16 protein-coding genes and 1 pseudogene are annotated in these 16,705 nt (G+C 72.2%); 10 read left to right on the forward strand and 7 right to left on the reverse strand.

Going from position 1 to position 16,705, the window contains the following annotated elements; all coding sequences use genetic code 11:
- Positions 1 to 135 precede the first annotated feature (135 nt).
- Positions 136 to 1,557, reverse strand: coding sequence for an Nramp family divalent metal transporter (locus J2S41_RS03580; protein ID WP_310362982.1), 1,422 nt, complete (start codon positions 1,555 to 1,557; stop codon positions 136 to 138).
- Positions 1,558 to 1,745: 188 nt separating this feature from the next.
- Here J2S41_RS03580 and J2S41_RS03585 point away from each other — a divergent pair, with 188 nt between their 5' ends.
- Complete coding sequence (locus J2S41_RS03585; protein ID WP_310362985.1) at positions 1,746 to 2,186, forward strand: DUF3307 domain-containing protein; 441 nt, start codon at positions 1,746 to 1,748, stop codon at positions 2,184 to 2,186.
- A 120-nt stretch (positions 2,187 to 2,306) separates the two neighbouring features.
- On the opposite strand, the gene J2S41_RS03590 is transcribed toward J2S41_RS03585, so the two are convergent.
- From J2S41_RS03590 to J2S41_RS03605, 4 genes are all read right to left on the reverse strand, one after another.
- A complete protein-coding gene (locus tag J2S41_RS03590) occupies positions 2,307 to 2,573 on the reverse strand; it encodes a YggT family protein (protein ID WP_310362987.1) in 267 nt (88 codons plus the stop codon).
- A gap of 63 nt (positions 2,574 to 2,636) precedes the next feature.
- A complete protein-coding gene (locus J2S41_RS03595; RefSeq protein ID WP_374728241.1) occupies positions 2,637 to 3,101 on the reverse strand; it encodes a type II toxin-antitoxin system PemK/MazF family toxin in 465 nt (154 codons plus the stop codon).
- A gap of 142 nt (positions 3,102 to 3,243) precedes the next feature.
- The gene (locus tag J2S41_RS03600) at positions 3,244 to 4,011 is read right to left on the reverse strand and encodes a hypothetical protein (protein ID WP_310362995.1); all 768 of its coding nucleotides are present in this window, start codon (positions 4,009 to 4,011) and stop codon (positions 3,244 to 3,246) included.
- 115 nt (positions 4,012 to 4,126) lie between these two features.
- Positions 4,127 to 6,394, reverse strand: coding sequence for a transglycosylase domain-containing protein (locus J2S41_RS03605; protein ID WP_310362997.1), 2,268 nt, complete (start codon positions 6,392 to 6,394; stop codon positions 4,127 to 4,129).
- 370 nt (positions 6,395 to 6,764) lie between these two features.
- On the opposite strand from J2S41_RS03605, the gene J2S41_RS03610 reads away from it, so the two are divergent.
- From J2S41_RS03610 to J2S41_RS03625, 4 genes and pseudogenes are all read left to right on the forward strand, one after another.
- Complete coding sequence (locus J2S41_RS03610; protein ID WP_310362998.1) at positions 6,765 to 7,691, forward strand: transporter substrate-binding domain-containing protein; 927 nt, start codon at positions 6,765 to 6,767, stop codon at positions 7,689 to 7,691.
- Positions 7,688 to 8,779: a hypothetical protein gene (locus J2S41_RS03615; protein ID WP_310363001.1), complete on the forward strand. Its 1,092-nt coding sequence runs from the start codon at positions 7,688 to 7,690 to the stop codon at positions 8,777 to 8,779. Before J2S41_RS03610 ends, J2S41_RS03615 begins: the two co-directional genes overlap by 4 nt.
- Before the next feature lie 100 nt (positions 8,780 to 8,879).
- Positions 8,880 to 9,593: pseudogene (locus J2S41_RS03620) on the forward strand (PP2C family protein-serine/threonine phosphatase); the annotation flags it as partial.
- Between the two features lie 165 nt (positions 9,594 to 9,758).
- Positions 9,759 to 12,095 carry a putative bifunctional diguanylate cyclase/phosphodiesterase gene (locus tag J2S41_RS03625; protein WP_310363005.1) on the forward strand — a complete coding sequence of 779 codons (2,337 nt, stop codon included), beginning with the start codon at positions 9,759 to 9,761 and terminating at the stop codon, positions 12,093 to 12,095.
- A gap of 7 nt (positions 12,096 to 12,102) precedes the next feature.
- Here J2S41_RS03625 and J2S41_RS03630 read toward each other — a convergent pair whose 3' ends face one another.
- Together J2S41_RS03630 and J2S41_RS03635 are read right to left on the reverse strand one after the other, a co-directional pair.
- Positions 12,103 to 12,522 carry an organic hydroperoxide resistance protein gene (locus J2S41_RS03630; protein ID WP_310363008.1) on the reverse strand — a complete coding sequence of 140 codons (420 nt, stop codon included), beginning with the start codon at positions 12,520 to 12,522 and terminating at the stop codon, positions 12,103 to 12,105.
- Between the two features lie 5 nt (positions 12,523 to 12,527).
- A complete protein-coding gene (locus tag J2S41_RS03635) occupies positions 12,528 to 12,959 on the reverse strand; it encodes a MarR family winged helix-turn-helix transcriptional regulator (RefSeq protein WP_374728242.1) in 432 nt (143 codons plus the stop codon).
- A gap of 91 nt (positions 12,960 to 13,050) precedes the next feature.
- Here J2S41_RS03635 and J2S41_RS03640 point away from each other — a divergent pair, with 91 nt between their 5' ends.
- Genes J2S41_RS03640 through J2S41_RS03660 form a run of 5 tightly spaced genes read left to right on the forward strand, consistent with a single transcriptional unit; the run spans position 13,051 to position 16,699 of the window.
- Positions 13,051 to 13,653 carry a nucleotidyltransferase family protein gene (locus J2S41_RS03640; protein WP_310363012.1) on the forward strand — a complete coding sequence of 201 codons (603 nt, stop codon included), beginning with the start codon at positions 13,051 to 13,053 and terminating at the stop codon, positions 13,651 to 13,653.
- Positions 13,654 to 13,681: 28 nt separating this feature from the next.
- Positions 13,682 to 14,176 carry a 2-oxo-4-hydroxy-4-carboxy-5-ureidoimidazoline decarboxylase gene (gene uraD, locus J2S41_RS03645; RefSeq protein WP_310363015.1) on the forward strand — a complete coding sequence of 165 codons (495 nt, stop codon included), beginning with the start codon at positions 13,682 to 13,684 and terminating at the stop codon, positions 14,174 to 14,176.
- Complete coding sequence (uraH, locus tag J2S41_RS03650) at positions 14,173 to 14,511, forward strand: hydroxyisourate hydrolase (protein ID WP_310363017.1); 339 nt, start codon at positions 14,173 to 14,175, stop codon at positions 14,509 to 14,511. The genes uraD and uraH overlap by 4 nt, the downstream gene beginning before the upstream one ends.
- Before the next feature lie 5 nt (positions 14,512 to 14,516).
- A complete protein-coding gene (gene pucL, locus J2S41_RS03655; RefSeq protein WP_310363019.1) occupies positions 14,517 to 15,353 on the forward strand; it encodes a factor-independent urate hydroxylase in 837 nt (278 codons plus the stop codon).
- Positions 15,350 to 16,699 carry an 8-oxoguanine deaminase gene (locus tag J2S41_RS03660; protein ID WP_310363021.1) on the forward strand — a complete coding sequence of 450 codons (1,350 nt, stop codon included), beginning with the start codon at positions 15,350 to 15,352 and terminating at the stop codon, positions 16,697 to 16,699. Before pucL ends, J2S41_RS03660 begins: the two co-directional genes overlap by 4 nt.
- The last annotated feature ends 6 nt before the right edge of the window (positions 16,700 to 16,705 follow it).

Consider the following 16,705-nt stretch of genomic DNA (forward strand, 5'->3'; position numbering starts at 1 on the left):
ATGCGCGGCCCGTGCGGTCGCCGCGCCGCTGCTCGCCCCCGTCCGCGTCGATCCGGGCCGAAATCGCGTGATCGAAGATCGAACCGCGGGAGTCGGCCCCGGATCGACGCGGACGGGGTGGGGAGGCGACCACGTCTAACCCAGCCAGGCCGCGAGCCTTCCGCCCTGCTGCCAGAGCGTCAGAGCGGAGAACACCCCGAAGAGCAGCACCGACCACACCAGCGCCGCCACCCGGTACGCCCGGGGACGGATCTCCGGCGGGAGGACGCGGCGGTTGAGGAGAAGCAGCAGGATCGAGTAGATGAACATCATCAGGCCGCCCACGCACGCGGCGATCACCAGCAGCGGCAGCGGCTGGTTGAGTCCGGCCAGCAGGATGATGATGCCGATCGCGACCAGGCCCCAGACCAGCGCGAAGTAGATGCGGTTCTCGGATCGGCCGCGCAGGTAGGACGTCTTGAGCACGTCGGCGGCGAGGCGGCTGGTGTAGTCGACGATGCCCATCGCGGCGGCGAACAGGGAGAGCGCGCCGATCGCCCAGAACAGCGTGCCGAACCAGCCGCCGACGGTGGACTTGAGCGCCTCGCCCTCGATGCGGAGGAACTCGACGCTGTTGGCGAGCCCGGGCGTGCCGTAGACGGTGGAGTACGCGAGCAGCGACATCAGCGTGATGGTGACGAACGAGATCAGGCCGAACGTGAGCGCCTGCTCCTGGTTGGCGAGCCGCCACCAGCGGCGCCACCGGGACAGGTTCTCCGCGTCCGGCTCGAAGATGAACCCGGTGGAGGGCGCGGCCTCCTCGGCCCCGGTGACCGGGCTGACCAGGCGCGGGACGTAGCTGCCCATGCCGTAGCCCTTGTCCCGGATCCAGTTCGACTGGCAGAGGTTCTGGCCGCCGCCGGCGCCCGCGAAGACCAGCGCGGACAGCATCAGCGCGAAGCCCAGCTCGGTGGGGAACTGCGGCGCGGTGACGGTGGACGGCAGCTCGGCCCAGGCGTCCGCGGTGATCGCGAAGCCGATGGCGACCACGATGAACAGTCCGACCAGGATGACCTTGACGCTCTCGATGCCCTCCAGCGCCGTGTAGATCACCGGGGCCAGCGTGAGGGTCACGCCGATCAGCAACAGCATGCCGATCGCGATCCAGGTGGCGCTGCCGCCGAACAGGTAGGTGACCATCGTCGCCGAGCTGGTCGCCCAGCCGGGCCAGAGGTTCGCGAAGTACACCATGATCGCGAAGACCAGGCCCCAGTGCCGCCAGAACCGGGAGAAGCCGGTGAGCGCGGTCTCGCCGGTGGCCAGCGTGTAGCGCTCGATCTCCATGTTGAGGAACCACTGCGTCACGATGCCGACAGCCGCGGCCCAGAGGAAGACGAGCCCGACCTGCGAGGCTATATATGGGAAGAGCACGAACTCGCCCGAGGCCAGACCGACGCCGGCGGCGACCACGCCGGGCCCGATCACCCGCCGGGCCGACGAGGGTGGTGGCGGCAGCTCCCGGACCACGACCCGGGGTAGGTGGCGTGCCGGGAAACGATCGGCTGCGGTCTGCGTCACGGCGGTCCCTTTCGCGCTGCGGGAATGGGTCGCCCTCTATACCCTCGACGAAATCCGGCCGAAACGTAGCGGTGTCTTGATCTCGGGCATTACGCGATGTTCACCACATTTGTCCCGAGTGTCGGATGGTGCGCAGCACCGCGGAGCCGGAGCCCGGACGATGTGCTAACCCGGCGGAAAGGCCCTTCATGATCGAGTACCCGCTTGCCGCGCAGCAGATGACGTTCGTGGTCACCCTGCTGGCGCTGATCGTGGGTCACCAGCTCGGCGATCACGTGATGCAGACCGACCACCAGGCCGCGAACAAGGCCGGCCGGGGCCGCGCCGCGATCACCGCCATGCTCGGGCACCTCACCGCCTACCACGCCACCATCGGCATCGTGCTCTTCGTGACCGCGTGGGCGCTGCACCTCCAGCTCACCTGGCTCGGCGTCACCGCGGGCTTCCTGTTCAGCATCGTCACCCACGCCATCCTGGACCGCCGCGCCGTCGTCCGCCTCGTCCTGCAGCACACCGGCTCGCGCCAGTTCGCCGACCAGACCACCCCGGTCTGCGGCATGTACGTCGCCGACCAGTCCCTCCACTGGGCCTGCCTGCTGGTCTCCGCGCTCCTGATGGCGCGTCTCTAGATCCACACCTGGTGTCTCCCGCGTCCCGCGGGAGCCGGCCGCACGAGCCGTGCCGGGTGACGAAAGGCCCGGGGCGGAGCGGTGGCTCCACCCCGGGCCACCCAACCCCGGGAACGACTGTCAGATGAAGGCCTGGAGCAGGACGACGACGGCGAAGACCACGATGAAGGAGAGGTCGATGCCGACCGCGCCCAGGCGGACCGGAGGCAGGATGCGGCGGACCGGGGCGAGGACGGGCTCGGTGACCGCGTGCACGACGCGGGTGGCGCGGTCGCGGAACGAGCCGGGCATCGACGGGCCGGCCAGCACCGTGCTCCAGTCGAGCAGGGCGCGGGCGATGAGCAGGAACTGGAACAGCAGCAGGACCGTGCTGATCAGGGCGAGCATGGTGACCTCCCGGGTACGTCACCCAAGAGTGCGGCACCTTCCTGAGTGCCGCCTGTGAGCGGCTCAGCCCCAGTTGTACGTGTGCCGCAGCACGCCCGCGATCCGGTCGAAGCGGGGGCGGTCCAGGATCGCGCCCTCGCGCCGGATGCCGTCCTCCCGCACCTGGATGACCCGGTCGAGCCGGACGAAGCTGGGCCGCTTCTCCCGGTCCCAGTCGCCGGGGCCGAGCGCCAGCCAGTGCCGCTGGCCCTGGCGCTCGCTCTGGCTGGAGAGCATCAGGCCGAGCAGCACCGCGCCGTCCCGGCCGACGACCAGCACCGGGCGGTCCTTGCCCTGCGACGCGTCCTCCTCGTACGCGACCCAGGTCCAGACGATCTCGCCCGGGTCGGCCCGGCCGTCCAGCTCCGGCGAATAGACCAGCTGGCGGCCCCGGCGGATGCGCGCGGTGGCGGGCGTGGGGCGCGCGGGACGGCCCTCGCGGCCGGTGCCGGGCCGCGCGGTGGGGCGGCCGGTCAGCCGCCGGGTCAGGTGCGCCGCGTTCGCGCGCAGACCTCCGGTGCGCTGACCGGGCACGGACGAGCCGGTGAGCCTGGATGTGATGCCCTGCAAGATTCCCGCCACGGCAGCACCCTACGACGCACCCGCCAGGTCCGCGCGGCCCGGGGCCGGGCTACTTCGCGGCGTAACCGGTGACGGACGGCGTGTAGGTGGCGATCGAGGTCTGGCCGTACGCGTCGGTGACCCGGTAGCGGACCGGCGGGACCGGCCCGGGGGCGGCGCCGCGCGCGGGCGTGAAGGTCACGTACCCGGCCGCGGAGATGAGCGTCGGGTCGAACGGGCGGTCCGCCTCCGCGGACACGCCGGAGATCGCGGTCAGCGAGAACTCGCCGCGCGCGGTGGCCGGCGCCGGGATCTCCGCGCCGGCCGCGTCGACGTAGCCGATCCCGGCGCCGGGCGGCAGCAACACCTCCACCGACTGTTGCTTGCCCGGGGCCCCGGCGCTGGTCAGGTCCTTGAGCGCGGGCGGTGCCGGGCGGGTGACGGTCGCGGTGTACGTGGTGGTGTGCCGCTCCCCGGCCGGGTCGGTGAGCTCGATCGTCACCGGGTCCGCCGTGCCGACGAAGCCCAGCGTCGGCGTGTAGCTGATCCGGTTCGCCGACTCGCGCGCGTAGAAGCCGTTCGGCACGACCACGCAGCAGGGGTAGTCCGGGTGCCGGTTCGCCAACTGCATCGTCCAGCCCTCCGGGACCACGACCGTGACCTCCTGCTTCACCAGGCCGGCCGCGGTGGAGGCGAGCGGGGCCCAGACCGGCGCGAGCTCGGTGGCCCCCGCGGCCGGGGCGGCGGCCGCGGGGGAGGCGGCGAGCAGCGGCAGCGCGAGCGCGGGCGCGGCGAGCACGGCGGCGGTGGCGACGGTCAGCGATCTTGGAGTGGGCACAGGCCCAGGATAAACGCCGATAAGCCGGCTACCGGCGCAAACACCGGGGGAGTCGGCCCATAAAACCCGTCCGGGGGTACGCCAGATGCCTGGCGTACCCCCGATCGGGCTCGCGTCAGCGGGGGCGGTTGTTCCCGCCGCCGCTGTTGCCGGGCCTGCTGGAGTTCTGCGGCGCGGGCGCGCGCTCCGGGTTCGACGCGGAACCGGACTTGAACGCGATCTTCTCGCTCGGGGCCGGGAAGTTGTTCATCTTCTGCCCCTTGGCCGCGTCGCGCAGCGTGCGCGCGGCCGCGTTGATGATCGAGTCGTGGATCGCGTCGCCGACCGCGTCGCGCGGATTGTCCGGGTTCACCGCGATGCCGGCGATGGCCAGCTTCGGGGTGACGCCGATGAACGACACGGTCTCGTTGGCCGACGCGGTACCGGTCTTGCCGGTGATCGGGATGTTGCCCATGATGCCGGCCACCTGCGTCGAGGTGCCGTTGCTGCAGGTGCCCCGCTGCGGGCGCTGACCGACCGGGCAGCGGCCCGCGTCCGCGGCGGCCCGGGCCACGTCCTTGTCGATGGCCTGCACGCAGTCCGGCTGGGAGACCTTCGCGGCCGCCTCGCTGGACGTGCCGGTGGTGTCCGTGATCGAGACGACCGGAGTCGGCTGGCAGTACTTGCCGTCGGCCGCCAAGGTGGCGTACGCGTTCGCCATCTGCAGCGGCGTGGTGGCGGACACGCCGAGCGTGAACGTGCCCCAGCTCTTGGCCGCCTCCGGCTCGGCGAAGTCCGCGTCGCTGCCCCGGAACTTGATCCCGAGCCGCTTCGCCATCTCCACGGCCTTGTCCGCGCCGACCGTCTCCTCCAGCTTGACGAAGTAGGTGTTGGAGGACTTGCCGAAGCCGGTCCACATGTTCTGGTAGCCGTCCTGGTAGCTCGGGACCGCGTTGCCCGGGCACCAGTAGCCGCCGCAGTTCGGCGTGCCGCTGATCGGGTAGATCGACTTGTACGGCGACTTCGTGGTGAAGCCCTTGTCCAGCGCGATGCCGTTCTCCAGCGCGGCCAGCATGACGAATCCCTTGAACGTCGAGCCCCACTGGTAGCCCGCGGAGTCCTCGCTGCCGGCGATCAGCTGGTTCACCGTGTTCGGGTACTTCTTCCCGCCCGGGTTGTCCTCGATGCTGTACCGCCGGTTGATCGCCAGCGCCTTGACCTTGCCGGTGGCCGGCTCGACCGCGGCGTACGGCGCCGCCTTCGGGTTGTCCAGGGCGTAGATCTTCTTCGACTCGTCGGCCAGCTTGTTCTGGATCGCCGGGTCCATCGACGTGACGATCCGGAAGCCGCCCTTCTTCAGCGCGTCGAGCCGCGCGGACGGCGTGGAGCCGAACTCCTCCTGCTCCGACCACCACTGGGTGAAGTAGTCGCAGAAGAAGCCCCAGTTGTTGTACTGCTCGGGGACCGCGGTGCAGTTGCCGGGCGAGCGGTTCGGCTTGAGGTTGAGCGGCTCGGCGAGCGCCTTGTCCGCCTCCGCCTGGGTGATCGCGCCGGTGCCGACCATCGCGCCGAGCACGTAGTTGCGCCGGGTGATCGCGCCGTCCTCGTCGTTGTTGACCGGGTCGTAGAGGTCCGGCGACTGCACCAGGCCGGCGATGGTGGCGGCCTGGCCGAGCGTGAGCTTGTCCGCCGTGGTGGAGAAGTACGCGTTCGCGGCCGCGGAGATGCCGTACGCCTGGTTGCCGAAGTAGGCGATGTTCAGGTACCGGCGGAGGATCTCCTCCTTCTCCAGCGAGTCCTCGATGGTGACCGCGTACCGGATCTCCTGGAGCTTGCGGCCGGTGGTCTGCTCCGTCGCGGCCTTGCGCTCCTCCTCGGTGATGGTCGGGTCGTTCTTCAGCACGTTACGCACGTACTGCATGGTCAGCGTGGACGCGCCCTGGGAGACCTCACCGCCCTGCGCGTTGGAGACGAACGCGCGCACCAGGCCCTTGATGTCGACGCCGCCGTGCACGTAGAACCGGGTGTCCTCGGCCGCGACGATCGCGTCCTTCATCACCTTCGCGATGTCGTCGCTCTCGACGTCGGTGCGGTTCTCCTCGTAGAACTGCGTGATCTGGGTCTTGCCGTCGTTCGCGTACAGGTACGACGTCTGCGCGGTCGGCGGCGTCTGGAGCGCGCTCGGCAGGTCCTCGAACGAGTCGCTGGCCAGCTTCGCCGCGAGGCCGGCCGTGGCGCTCGCCGGAAGCGCGGCGCCGGCCACCACCGCGCCGCCCACCAGACCGAGCATCCCGAGGGTGAGCACCTTGCGGGATATGGACAGGATCGTGCGCGCCTTGCCGGGAGCCGCCTGAGGAACCGGTGCGGTGTCCTCCGGGGCGGGCGGTTTTGCCGGTACCTGCATTGCGGGAAGGATCCCCTCGTAAGTCGATGTGGGCCGTCTTCAAGAGTCGCGCCGCGAAGCGTAGAACTCCACTCCACGGGCGGAAGTCACAGGCCGTGACCGGTGACTGATCGCTTCACGGCACGTACATTCCTGTTCGCGTGCCGTGATCATCGGTGTACCTCGGTGCGCCGGTGCGGTGCGCTCGTCCGGATTGTGGTCTGTCCTCGTGCGGTCTCTTAGGAGAACATGAACGCTCCATCGATTCAGCACGGGGTGCGGTGTTCGCGGGGGGTGTGGTGACGTGTCCGACCAGGAGGATCCCGGGGCCGGCGACGAGGTGGTGGAAATCCCTGACCGGAAGCCGACAGTTCTGTCGCACCCGCTCTGGATGCGTTTTCGCTTCGTGACGCTGGCGGGACTGTCGGTGCTGGTCGTGGCCATCACCGTCAGTCTGGTCTTCCTCGGTCGTACCCCGTCCGTGGACGAGCTACGCGCCGAGGCCGGGCTCAACGGCAAACGATCCCTCCGGATCGGCGTGAAGTTCGACCAGCCCGGAATCGCCGAGCGGCAGCCGGACGGCACGTTCACCGGTTTCGACATCGAGATCGCCTACCTGGTGGCGGAGGATCTGGGGTTCCGCCGCAACGAGGTCGAGTTCTACCAGATCCAGAGCGAGGACCGCGAGCGCATGCAGGCGGAGACGCCGGACGGGGCGAACGTGGTCATCGTCGACCTGGTCATCGCCAGCTTCAGCATCACGGAGGAACGGAAGTCGACGCCCGGAGTGTCGTTCTCCGCGCCGTACCTCTACACCGAGCAGTCCGTGCTCACGCTGGGTGATCATCCGCCGGTCGCCACGCTGGACGACCTGCGCGGCAAGCGGGTGTGCAGCCTGGCGACCGCCACCAGCGCCACGGCGGCCGCGGCGGCCGGCAACATCGTGCAGTCGCAGCTCACCATCAGCGAGTGCGTCAAGGCGCTGCGCGCGGGCCAGGTGGAGGCGGTCAGCACGGACGCGGCGATCCTCGGCGGCATCCGGGCGAAGAACCCGGACCTGCGGCACTGGGACATCGGTCTGACCACCACCGAGGCGTACGGGATCAACGTCGGCGAGAACGACGCGCTGCTCCAACTGGTCAACCTCAGCCTCTGGCACTCCCGCGAGGACCCGGACGACGCCCGCTGGGAGGAGGCCTTCGACCGCAACATCCGGTCGAGCGTGCCGCACAACCCGGGCGTGCCGCTGGCCCGGCCGGAGCAGCCGCAGGTGGACAAGCCCGAGGTCCGGGAGTGGTTCTCTGGAGGGCTCGGATGACCGAACCGGCGGCCGACTCGCTCCGGCTGCCGGCCGGCACGCGCGCGCAGCAGCAGTGGCTGCTGTCGCTGCTGCCCGCGTTCCCGCTGGTCCTGCTGGTGCTGCGGCTGTGGTACCTCAGCCGGCAGGACCTCGCCACCATGCTGCTGCTCGTCCAGTACGTCAGCCCGCTCGGCCTGATCACCTCGCTGACCATCACGCTGGTCTGGGTGCTGCCGGCGATGGTGCTGCTGATCCGGGTGTTCGGCACGCTGCTGCTGATCAGCGCGCCGAGCCGGGAGGACGCCCGCCGGTCGCTGCTCGCGGTGGTGACGCTGCGCATGCCGGACTGGGCCGTGGTCATCGCGGTGCTGCTGGCCGCGATCACCTGGCAGATGCGGTTCCTGCCCACGCTGCTCATGCTGGTGCTGATGAGCGTCGGGCTGACCACCTGGCTGCGCCGCGGCGACGACCGGATCGTGCTGCTGTTCATGGGCACGGCGGTGCCGGTCGCGTCCGCGATCCTGGCGTACCTCTGGCTCGGACCGGCGATCATGGCGGCGATCCGCGGCGGGGAGACGATCAACGCGGTGCTGCTCGGCGTGCCGCCCGCGGTGGCGCCCGTGCTGACCGGCCCGATCCCGCCCGGCGTCGCACGGCTCGGCACGCACTGGGCCGCGGTGGCGGCCTCCATCGTGGCGCCGTTCGCGATCGGCGTGCTGTTCATGCGCGCGCCGATTCTGCCGGACACCGCGATCGAGGCCACGGCCGGCGCGGTCGTCACCCCCGAGGCCACCACCGTCACCCGGGAGGCCGTAACCCCGGCGGGGGACGACGAGGAGCCGGCGGTCGAGGTGTGGCGCGGGCGCCTGATCACGGTGGACGACAGCATGGTCACGCTGATGGACGCGGACGGCCGGGTCAGGTTCATCCCGTCGTCCGCCGTGCGGTCCCGTACGCTGTGTCCCGAGGCGGAGCAGGTGCCATCCAGCGCGGTCTACGTGCAGGGGTGGTACGCGGAGGACACCGCGCTGGAGTGGATGGCACCGAAACAGCGACGAACCGAGCCCGACCCACGGTGTCAGGGGCGACCCGTGCGGGCCGAGTGATTCTCCCGCCGAACCCGGCGCACGACGTGACCGGTTGGCGGACCATGATGGGATACCACCGCCTGGAGACAGGCCGACGACGATTTGGCAGGCTTCCGCCATGACCTTGCAGCTGCGATCCGCGGCCATGACCGACCGCGGCCTCATCCGGAGCGGTAACCAGGACTGCGCCTACGCCGGGCGCTACCTGGCGGCCGTCGCCGACGGCATGGGCGGCATGGCCGCCGGCGAGGTGGCCAGCCAGCTCACCATCGAGGCGGTCACGCCGTTCGACTCGCTGATCGCGGACGACCAGCAGGTCGAGGCGCTGCACGCGATGGTCGAGGCGGCCAACGCGCGCATCCACGAGCACGTCGCGGCGAACCCGTCGCTGCAGGGCATGGGCACCACGCTCACCGCGCTGCTGTTCTCCGGCACGCAGTTCGCGCTGGTCCACGTGGGTGACTCCCGGGCGTACCTGTTGCGTGACGGCAAGCTGGTGCAGCTCACCCGCGACGACACGTACGTGCAGATGCTGGTGGACGAGGGCGTGATCACCGAGGACGAGGCGAGCGTGCACCCGCGCCGGTCCGTGGTCACCCAGGCGTTGCAGGGCGAGGCGGTCGCGCCGGCGTACGCGAAGATTCCGCCGCAGGCCGGCGACCGCTGGCTGCTCTGCTCCGACGGCCTCTCCGGCGTGGTGTCCGCGGAGACCATGACGCAGACCATGACGGACTACCCGGACATGCAGGAGTGCGCGAAGCGGCTCATCGATCTCGCGCTGCGCGCCGGCGGGCCGGACAACATCACGGTGGTGCTGGTCGAGCTGGTCGAGGGCCCGGCCGAGCCGGACCCGCAGGGCGCCACCTGCGCCTCCGAACCGGCAGAGCCGGCGAACGCGGGCACCGGCGCCGGGTAGCGCCGAATCGCGCGGCGGCGCGACCTGGGGTAGGTTACGGACCGGTCGCGGGAATCCCCGCGCAGCCTCCGGTGAGTGGTGATGACCTCTACGCGCCTCGCGACGGCGATGCTGCCCCTCGGCGACGCTCCCGCTCGCCCGCGCACCAGGTTCGCCGCCGTCGCCGCGGTCACGCTCCTGGCGGTCGCGCTCGTCGTCGCCGTGAGCACCAGCGGCGTGGTCACCGGCCGGGCCGGCGTCGCGCTGGACAACCTGGCGCAGTTGACGGCCGGGATCGCGGCCGCGGTCTGCTGCCTGGTCACCGCGCGCGGCACGAGCGGCGCCGGCCGCGCGTGGCGGCGGCTGATCGGCGCCGGCATGGTCGGCTGGGCGCTCGGCCAGCTCATCTGGACCGTGTACCAGCTGTTCGGCACGGACTACCTGCCCGGTCCGGCGCCGGCCGAGCTCGGCTACATGGCGCTGCCGGTGTTCGCGCTCTGGGCGCTGCTGACCGTCGCGGCCGTCTCGCCGCGCCGGGTGCTCAACCCGTCCCGTCGCGCGCACGTGGTGACCATGCTGGACGTGGTGATCGTGCTCGGGTCCGTGGTCATGCTCTCCTGGGCGCCGATCCGCGCGGTGCTCCAGGCCGGCGAGGGCCCGCCCGGCGCGCTGGTCGCCGCCGTCGCGCACCTGGTGATGGACGCCCTGCTGGCGGTGCTGCTCGCGCTGCTGCTGGCGGTGCGGCAGCCACCCCGCGCGCTGCGGCCACCGCTGCTGCTGCTCGGCGGCGGCCTGCTGGCGCTGGCCGTGTCCGACGGCTTCTACGCGTACCTGGTGTCCACCGGCGCGGAGCGGATGTCGCCGCTGCACAGCGCCGGCTGGGTGCTCGGCCCGGCGCTGGTCGCGCTGGCCTCGCTGGCCCCCGCGCCGGAGGAGCCGCCGTCGGCCGACACGGACGGGCTGGACCCGGTCTTCCTGCTGCTGCCGGTGCTGCCGGTGGTCGCGACCGGGGTCACGCTGGCCATCCGGACGCTGGTCGGCCACCCGCTGACCTGGCCGGAGGTGGCGCTCGGCTGGCTCGGGCTGCTGTTGGTGATCGTGCGCCAGATGGTGACCATCGTGGACAACCGGGCGCTGCTGCTGTCCGTCGCGGAGGCGCGGCGCCGGCTCGCCCACCAGGCCACCCACGATCCGCTGACCGGGCTGGCCAACCGGGAGCTGTTCGGCCGGCGGCTGAGCGCGGCCGTGGACGCGCACCGGGAGGAGGGGCGGCCGATCGCGCTGCTCTTCGTGGACCTGGACGACTTCAAGTTCGTCAACGACAGCTTCGGGCACGCGGCCGGCGACCGGATGCTCCAGGAGATCGCGGCCCGGCTGCAGCGCTGCGTGCGCCGGGACGACCTGGTCGCGCGGCTCGGCGGCGACGAGTTCGCGGTGCTGCTGGAGGCGGACCACGTCGCGCCCGGCCTGGTGGGGGAGCGAATCCTGGCCGCGCTGCGCGAGCCGGTGCTGGTCGACGGCAAGCCGGTCACGGTGGCGGCGAGCGTGGGCGTGGTGGCGCCGGAGCCGTACGACATCGGCCTGACCGGTGACGCGCTGCTGCGGCGCGCGGACGCGGCCATGTACGCCGGCAAGCGGCGCGGCAAGAACATCCTGGTGCGGTACGCCGGCACCCGCGACGGCGGCGGCGACGCGGACCTGCCCGGCCTGCTCGCCGAGGCGCTGGCCGCCGAGCCGGCCTCGTCCGGGTTCGCGGTGCACTACCAGCCGATCGTGGACCTGCACGGCGGTGCGGTGCTGGCCGTGGAGGCGCTCGCCCGCTGGACGCACCCGGACCTCGGCGTGATCGGGCCGGACGTGTTCGTCGCCGTCGCGGAGCGGGCCGGGCTGGTCGCCGCGCTGGACGACTTCGTGCTGGACACCGCGGCGCGGGACGCCCGCGCGCTGGCCGAGCTGCACGGCCGCGACGTGGCCGTGCACGTGAACGTCTCCGCCGGCCGCCTGGGCCGCCCGGAGCTGGAGATCGCGGTGGCGGACGCGCTGCGCCGGCACGGGCTGGCGCCGGAGCGGCTGATCCTGGAGATCACCGAGACGCGCCGGATCGCGGACCTGGGCGCGGCGGTGGCGGCGGCCGGGCGGTTGCAGCGGATGGGCGTACGGCTGGCGCTGGACGACTTCGGCACCGGCTTCAACTCGCTGGCGCAACTGCACGCGCTGCCGGTCTCGATCGTCAAGCTGGACGCCACGCTGACCACGGCGGACGAGCGGTCGCGCGCGCTGGTCCGGTCCGTGCTGGCGATCTGCCGGGACCTGGGCGCGTCCGTGATAGCGGAGGGCATCGAGGCGGCGCCGCAGGCCGACGCCCTGGCCGCGCTCGGCTGCCCGCTCGGCCAGGGCTACCTATACGGCGCCCCGGTCCCGCTGGAGCGCGCCGCGTGAGCGCCGTTCAGCCGTGCACCACCCGCACGTCGACGTTGCCGCGGACCGCGTTGGAGTAGGGGCAGACCTGCTCGGCCGCGTCGGTCAGCGCGGTGACGGCCGCCGCGTCCAGCGTGGGCACCGCGACCTCGAGCGTGACGGTCAGCCCCAGCGCCGGCCGGTCGGTGGCGCGGACCAGGCCGACCTTCGCGGTGACCGTGGAGTCGCCCAGGTCCAGCTTCTGACGGCGGGCGACCAGCCGCATCGCGGAGTGGAAGCACGCCGCGAACCCGGCGGCGAACAGCTGCTCCGGGTTGGTGGCGCCGCCCGCGCCGCCCAGTTCCCTCGGCGCGGCGACCGGGAAGTCGATCAGGCCGTCCGAGGAGGTGACCGCGCCGTTGCGCCCGTCGCCGGACGACGTGACCTCGGCCGTGTAGATGGCGGACATCCGCATCACTCCTTCGTACCGTGGATGGTGTTGGTGATCTGCTCCAGCGCCCGGTGCAACCGGGCGTAGTCGTCGAGGGAGATGCCGAGGCCGCCGGCGATCGTCATGGGCACGGCCGCGCACTCGGCGCGCAGCGCGCGCCCGGCGTCGGTGAGCCGGACCTCGACCACGCGCTCGTCCGCGGCGCGGCGCTGCCGCCGGATCAGCCCGGCCGCCTCGACGCGCTTGAGCATCGGCGAGAGCGTGCCGGAGTCCAGTCGCAGTGCGGTGCCCAGTTCCTTGACGGTCACCGGCTCGTCCGGCCGTTCCCAGAGCACCAGCAGCACCAGGTACTGCGGGTAGGTCAGGCCGGCCCGGTCGAGCAGCGGCCGGTAGAGATCGGTCACCGCGCGCGACGCCGAGTAGAGCGCGAAGCAGAGCTGGTACCGCAGACTCATGCCGATCGCCGGATCGTCCGTCACCCGTCAAAGGCTAGCGGCCGATTAAGTTGTGCACAACCGAAATCCGGCCGCGGGTACGCTGACGCGGGTGAGCCACGTCGCAGGACTCCTTCTCGCCGCGGGCGCCGGCCGCCGCTACGGCATGCCCAAGGCGCTCGTCCCGCTCGACGGCGAGTTGCTCGCCGACCGCGCCGCCCGCGCGCTGGCGGCCGGCGGCTGCGATCCCGTGCTGGTCGTGCTGGGTGCCGCCGCCGCGGACGTGCGCGCACGGGCCGCGCTCACCGGCGCCGACGTGGTGATCAACGAGGAATGGGCGACCGGCATGGGCTCGTCGCTGCGCGCCGGCCTGACCGCGCTGGCCCGCCGTGCCGAGGTGGACGCGGCCGTGGTGCTGCTGGTGGACACGCCGGGCGTCTCCGCGGCCGCGGTGCGGCGGCTGGCCGCGGCCGGTGCGCCCGACGCGCTGGCGATGGGCGGATACGACGATCACGCCGGGCATCCGGTGCTGCTCGGCCGCGATCACTGGGCCGGCGTGGCCGCGCTCGCCACCGGCGACGTGGGCGCGCGGCCGTACCTGCGGGCACATCGCGACCTGGTGCGGATCGTGCCGGTCGGCGACGTGGCGTCGGACGAGGACCTGGACCACCCGATCGTTTCCGGTTCGCAAAATGATGATCAAAGAGCTTCATGATCGATGCCTGGGCTGATTGACTGTCCGGGTGACGCTCGCTGAACTCAACGCACTCCCGGAGGAGGCGGCGCGCGAGGAGCTGCGCACCTGCTGCGCCTCGTCCCGGTGGGTGTCCGAGGTGGCCGCGCGCCGGCCGTACCCACGGCTCGACGCCCTGCTGGCGGTCAGTGACGCGGCGCTGGCCGTGCTCGGCTGGGACGACGTGCTCGAGGCGCTCGCGGCGCACCCGCGGATCGGGCAGCGCGTCACCGGCGCCGACCGGGAGAGCGCCTGGTCCCGGCGCGAGCAGTCCGGCATGGACGCCGCCACCGACGACGTGCGCGCCGCGCTGGCCGAGGCGAACGCGGCGTACGAGGAGCGGTTCGGGCACGTGTTCCTGATCTTCGCGAGCGGCCGGTCCGATGTGGAGATGCTGGCCGCGGCGCGGTCCCGGCTGGACAACGACGAGCCCACCGAGCGCCGCGTGGTGCACGGCGAGCTGACGAGGATCGTGCGGCTGCGGCTGGAGAGGCTGTTCGGATGACCGAGTACGCGAGCATCTCCACGCACATCCTGGACACCGTCTCCGGGGAACCGGCCCGCGGCGTCTACGTGCGGCTCGAGCGGCGGGACGCGGACGGCTGGTCCACGGTCGCGGAGGGCCGCACCGACGACGACGGCCGGCTCCGCGAGTGGGCGCCGATCAACGCCTGGCAGGCGGGCGGCTACCGGCTGGTCTTCTACGTCGAGCCGTACCTGGGCGGGAACGCGTTCTTCCCGGAGATCACCGTGGCGTTCCACGTGCACGACCCGCGGCGGCACTACCACGTGCCGCTGCTGCTCAGCCCGTACGGGTACACCACCTACCGAGGGAGTTAGACGACGTGGCGATCGTGCTCGGCCCGAACCGGTACGGCAAGGCGGAGACCCGGGTCGTGCGGGTCACCCGCGACGGCGGCACCCACTCCATCACCGACCTGAACGTCAGCGTGGCGCTCTCCGGCGACCTCGCCGACACGCACCTGACCGGCGACAACGCCAACGTGCTGCCCACCGACACGCAGAAGAACACGGTGTACGCGTTCGCGAAGCAGCACGGCATCGCCTCGCCCGAGGCGTTCGCGCTGCTGCTGGCCCGGCACTTCACGTCCTCCCAGGAGACGATCACGGGCGCGCGGGTGGAGATCGAGGAGTACCCGTGGAACCGGCTCGGGCCGCACTCGTTCTCCCGGGACGGCTCCGCCGTGCGTACCGCGGAGGTGGTCGTCGCGGAGCCCGGCACCGAGGTGTTCGGCGGGCTCACCGGGCTGACGCTGCTCAACTCGACGGACTCGGAGTTCTCCGGGTTCATCAGGGACCCGTACACCACCCTGGCCGAGACGTCCGACCGAATCCTGGCCACTGCGGTGGACGCCCGGTGGCGGTTCATCACGCCCGAGGCCGACTTCGACGCGGTCTTCGGCCGTGCCCGCGCGGCCATGATCGAGGCGTTCACCGGCACCTACAGCTACTCGCTGCAGCAGACGCTCTTCGCGATGGGCAAGGCCGTGCTGGAGGCGTGCCCCGACCTGGCCGAGATCCGGCTGCGCCTGCCGAACAAGCACCACTTCGTGGTCGACTGCACGCCGTACGGGCTGGACGCCGCGCCCGAGGTGTTCCACGCGGACGACCGCCCGTACGGCCTGATCGAGGGGTCGGTGGTCCGGGACGACGTCTCGTGATCATCATCGAGAACTGCGCGGTCGCCACCGTCTCCGGGCCGGAGCACCTGGACGGCCACGTGATCGTCGACGAGGGCACCGGCCGGATCACCGCGGTCGGCAGCGGCCACGCCGGGCGCGTGCACGGCGCCGTCCGGCGCATCGACGGTACCGGCTGCCTGCTCACCCCCGGCCTGGTCAACACGCACCACCACCTCTACCAGTGGGCCACCCGCGGACTCGCCCAGGACGACACGCTGTTCGGCTGGCTCACCACGCTCTACCCGATCTGGGCCCGCATCGACGAGGAGATCGTGCACGCCGGCGCGGCGGCCGGGCTCGGCTGGCTGGCGCTCACCGGCTGCACGCTCAGCACCGACCACCACTACCTGCACCCGGCCGGTGCCGGGGATCTGCTCGCCGCCACCGTCACCGCCGCCGCCGAGATCGGCCTGCGCTTCCACCCCACCCGCGGCGCGATGGACCTCGGCGCCTCCGCCGGCGGCCTGCCGCCCGACTCCGTCGTGGAGACCACGGACGCCGCGCTCGCCGCCACCGCGGACGCGATCGACCGCTTCCACGACCCGTCCCCGTCCGCCATGCTCCGGATCGCGGTCGCGCCCTGCTCGCCGTTCTCCGTCACCGACACGCTGATGCGCGAGTCCGCCGCGCTGGCCCGCGACCGCGGCGTCCGCCTCCACACCCACCTCGCCGAGACCGCCGACGAGGAGGACTACTGCCGCGCCACGCACGGCTGCGACCCGGTCGAGTACGCCGCCGGCCTCGGCTGGCTCGGCGACGACGTCTGGCTCGCCCACGCCGTCCACCTCTCCCCGGCCGCGATCTCCACCATCACCTCGTCCGGTACGGCCGTCGCGCACTGCCCCGCCTCCAACGCGCGCCTCGGCGCCGGCACCGCCCCGGTGCGCGCCCTGCTGGACGCCGGCGGCACGATCGGCCTCGGCGTCGACGGCGCCGCCTCCCAGGAGAACGGCGCCATGATCGCCGAACTCCGCCACGCCCTCTACACCGCCCGCCTCCGCGGCGGCCCCACGGCGCTGACGGTCCGCGAGGCCCTCACCATGGCTACGCTCGGCGGCGCCCGCTGCCTCGGCCGTGACGCCGACCTGGGGTCCATCGAGGTCGGCAAACTCGCGGACCTGGCGCTGTGGCGCCTCGACGGTCTGGGTCACGCGGGCATCGCGGACCCGGTGGCCGCGCTGGTCCTCGGGCCTCCGGCTCCGCTGGAGGCGCTGCTCGTCGGGGGCCGGGAGATCGTCCGCGACAACACGCTGGTCACCGCGGACTCCGACCACCTGGCCCGCCGCGCCCGCCGCGCCGCGCGGAAACTCGCCCGCTCCCGCTGACCCGGT

Origin of the sequence: Catenuloplanes atrovinosus (genome assembly GCF_031458235.1) — a bacterium.
Classification (GTDB): Bacteria; Actinomycetota; Actinomycetes; order Mycobacteriales; family Micromonosporaceae; genus Catenuloplanes; species Catenuloplanes atrovinosus.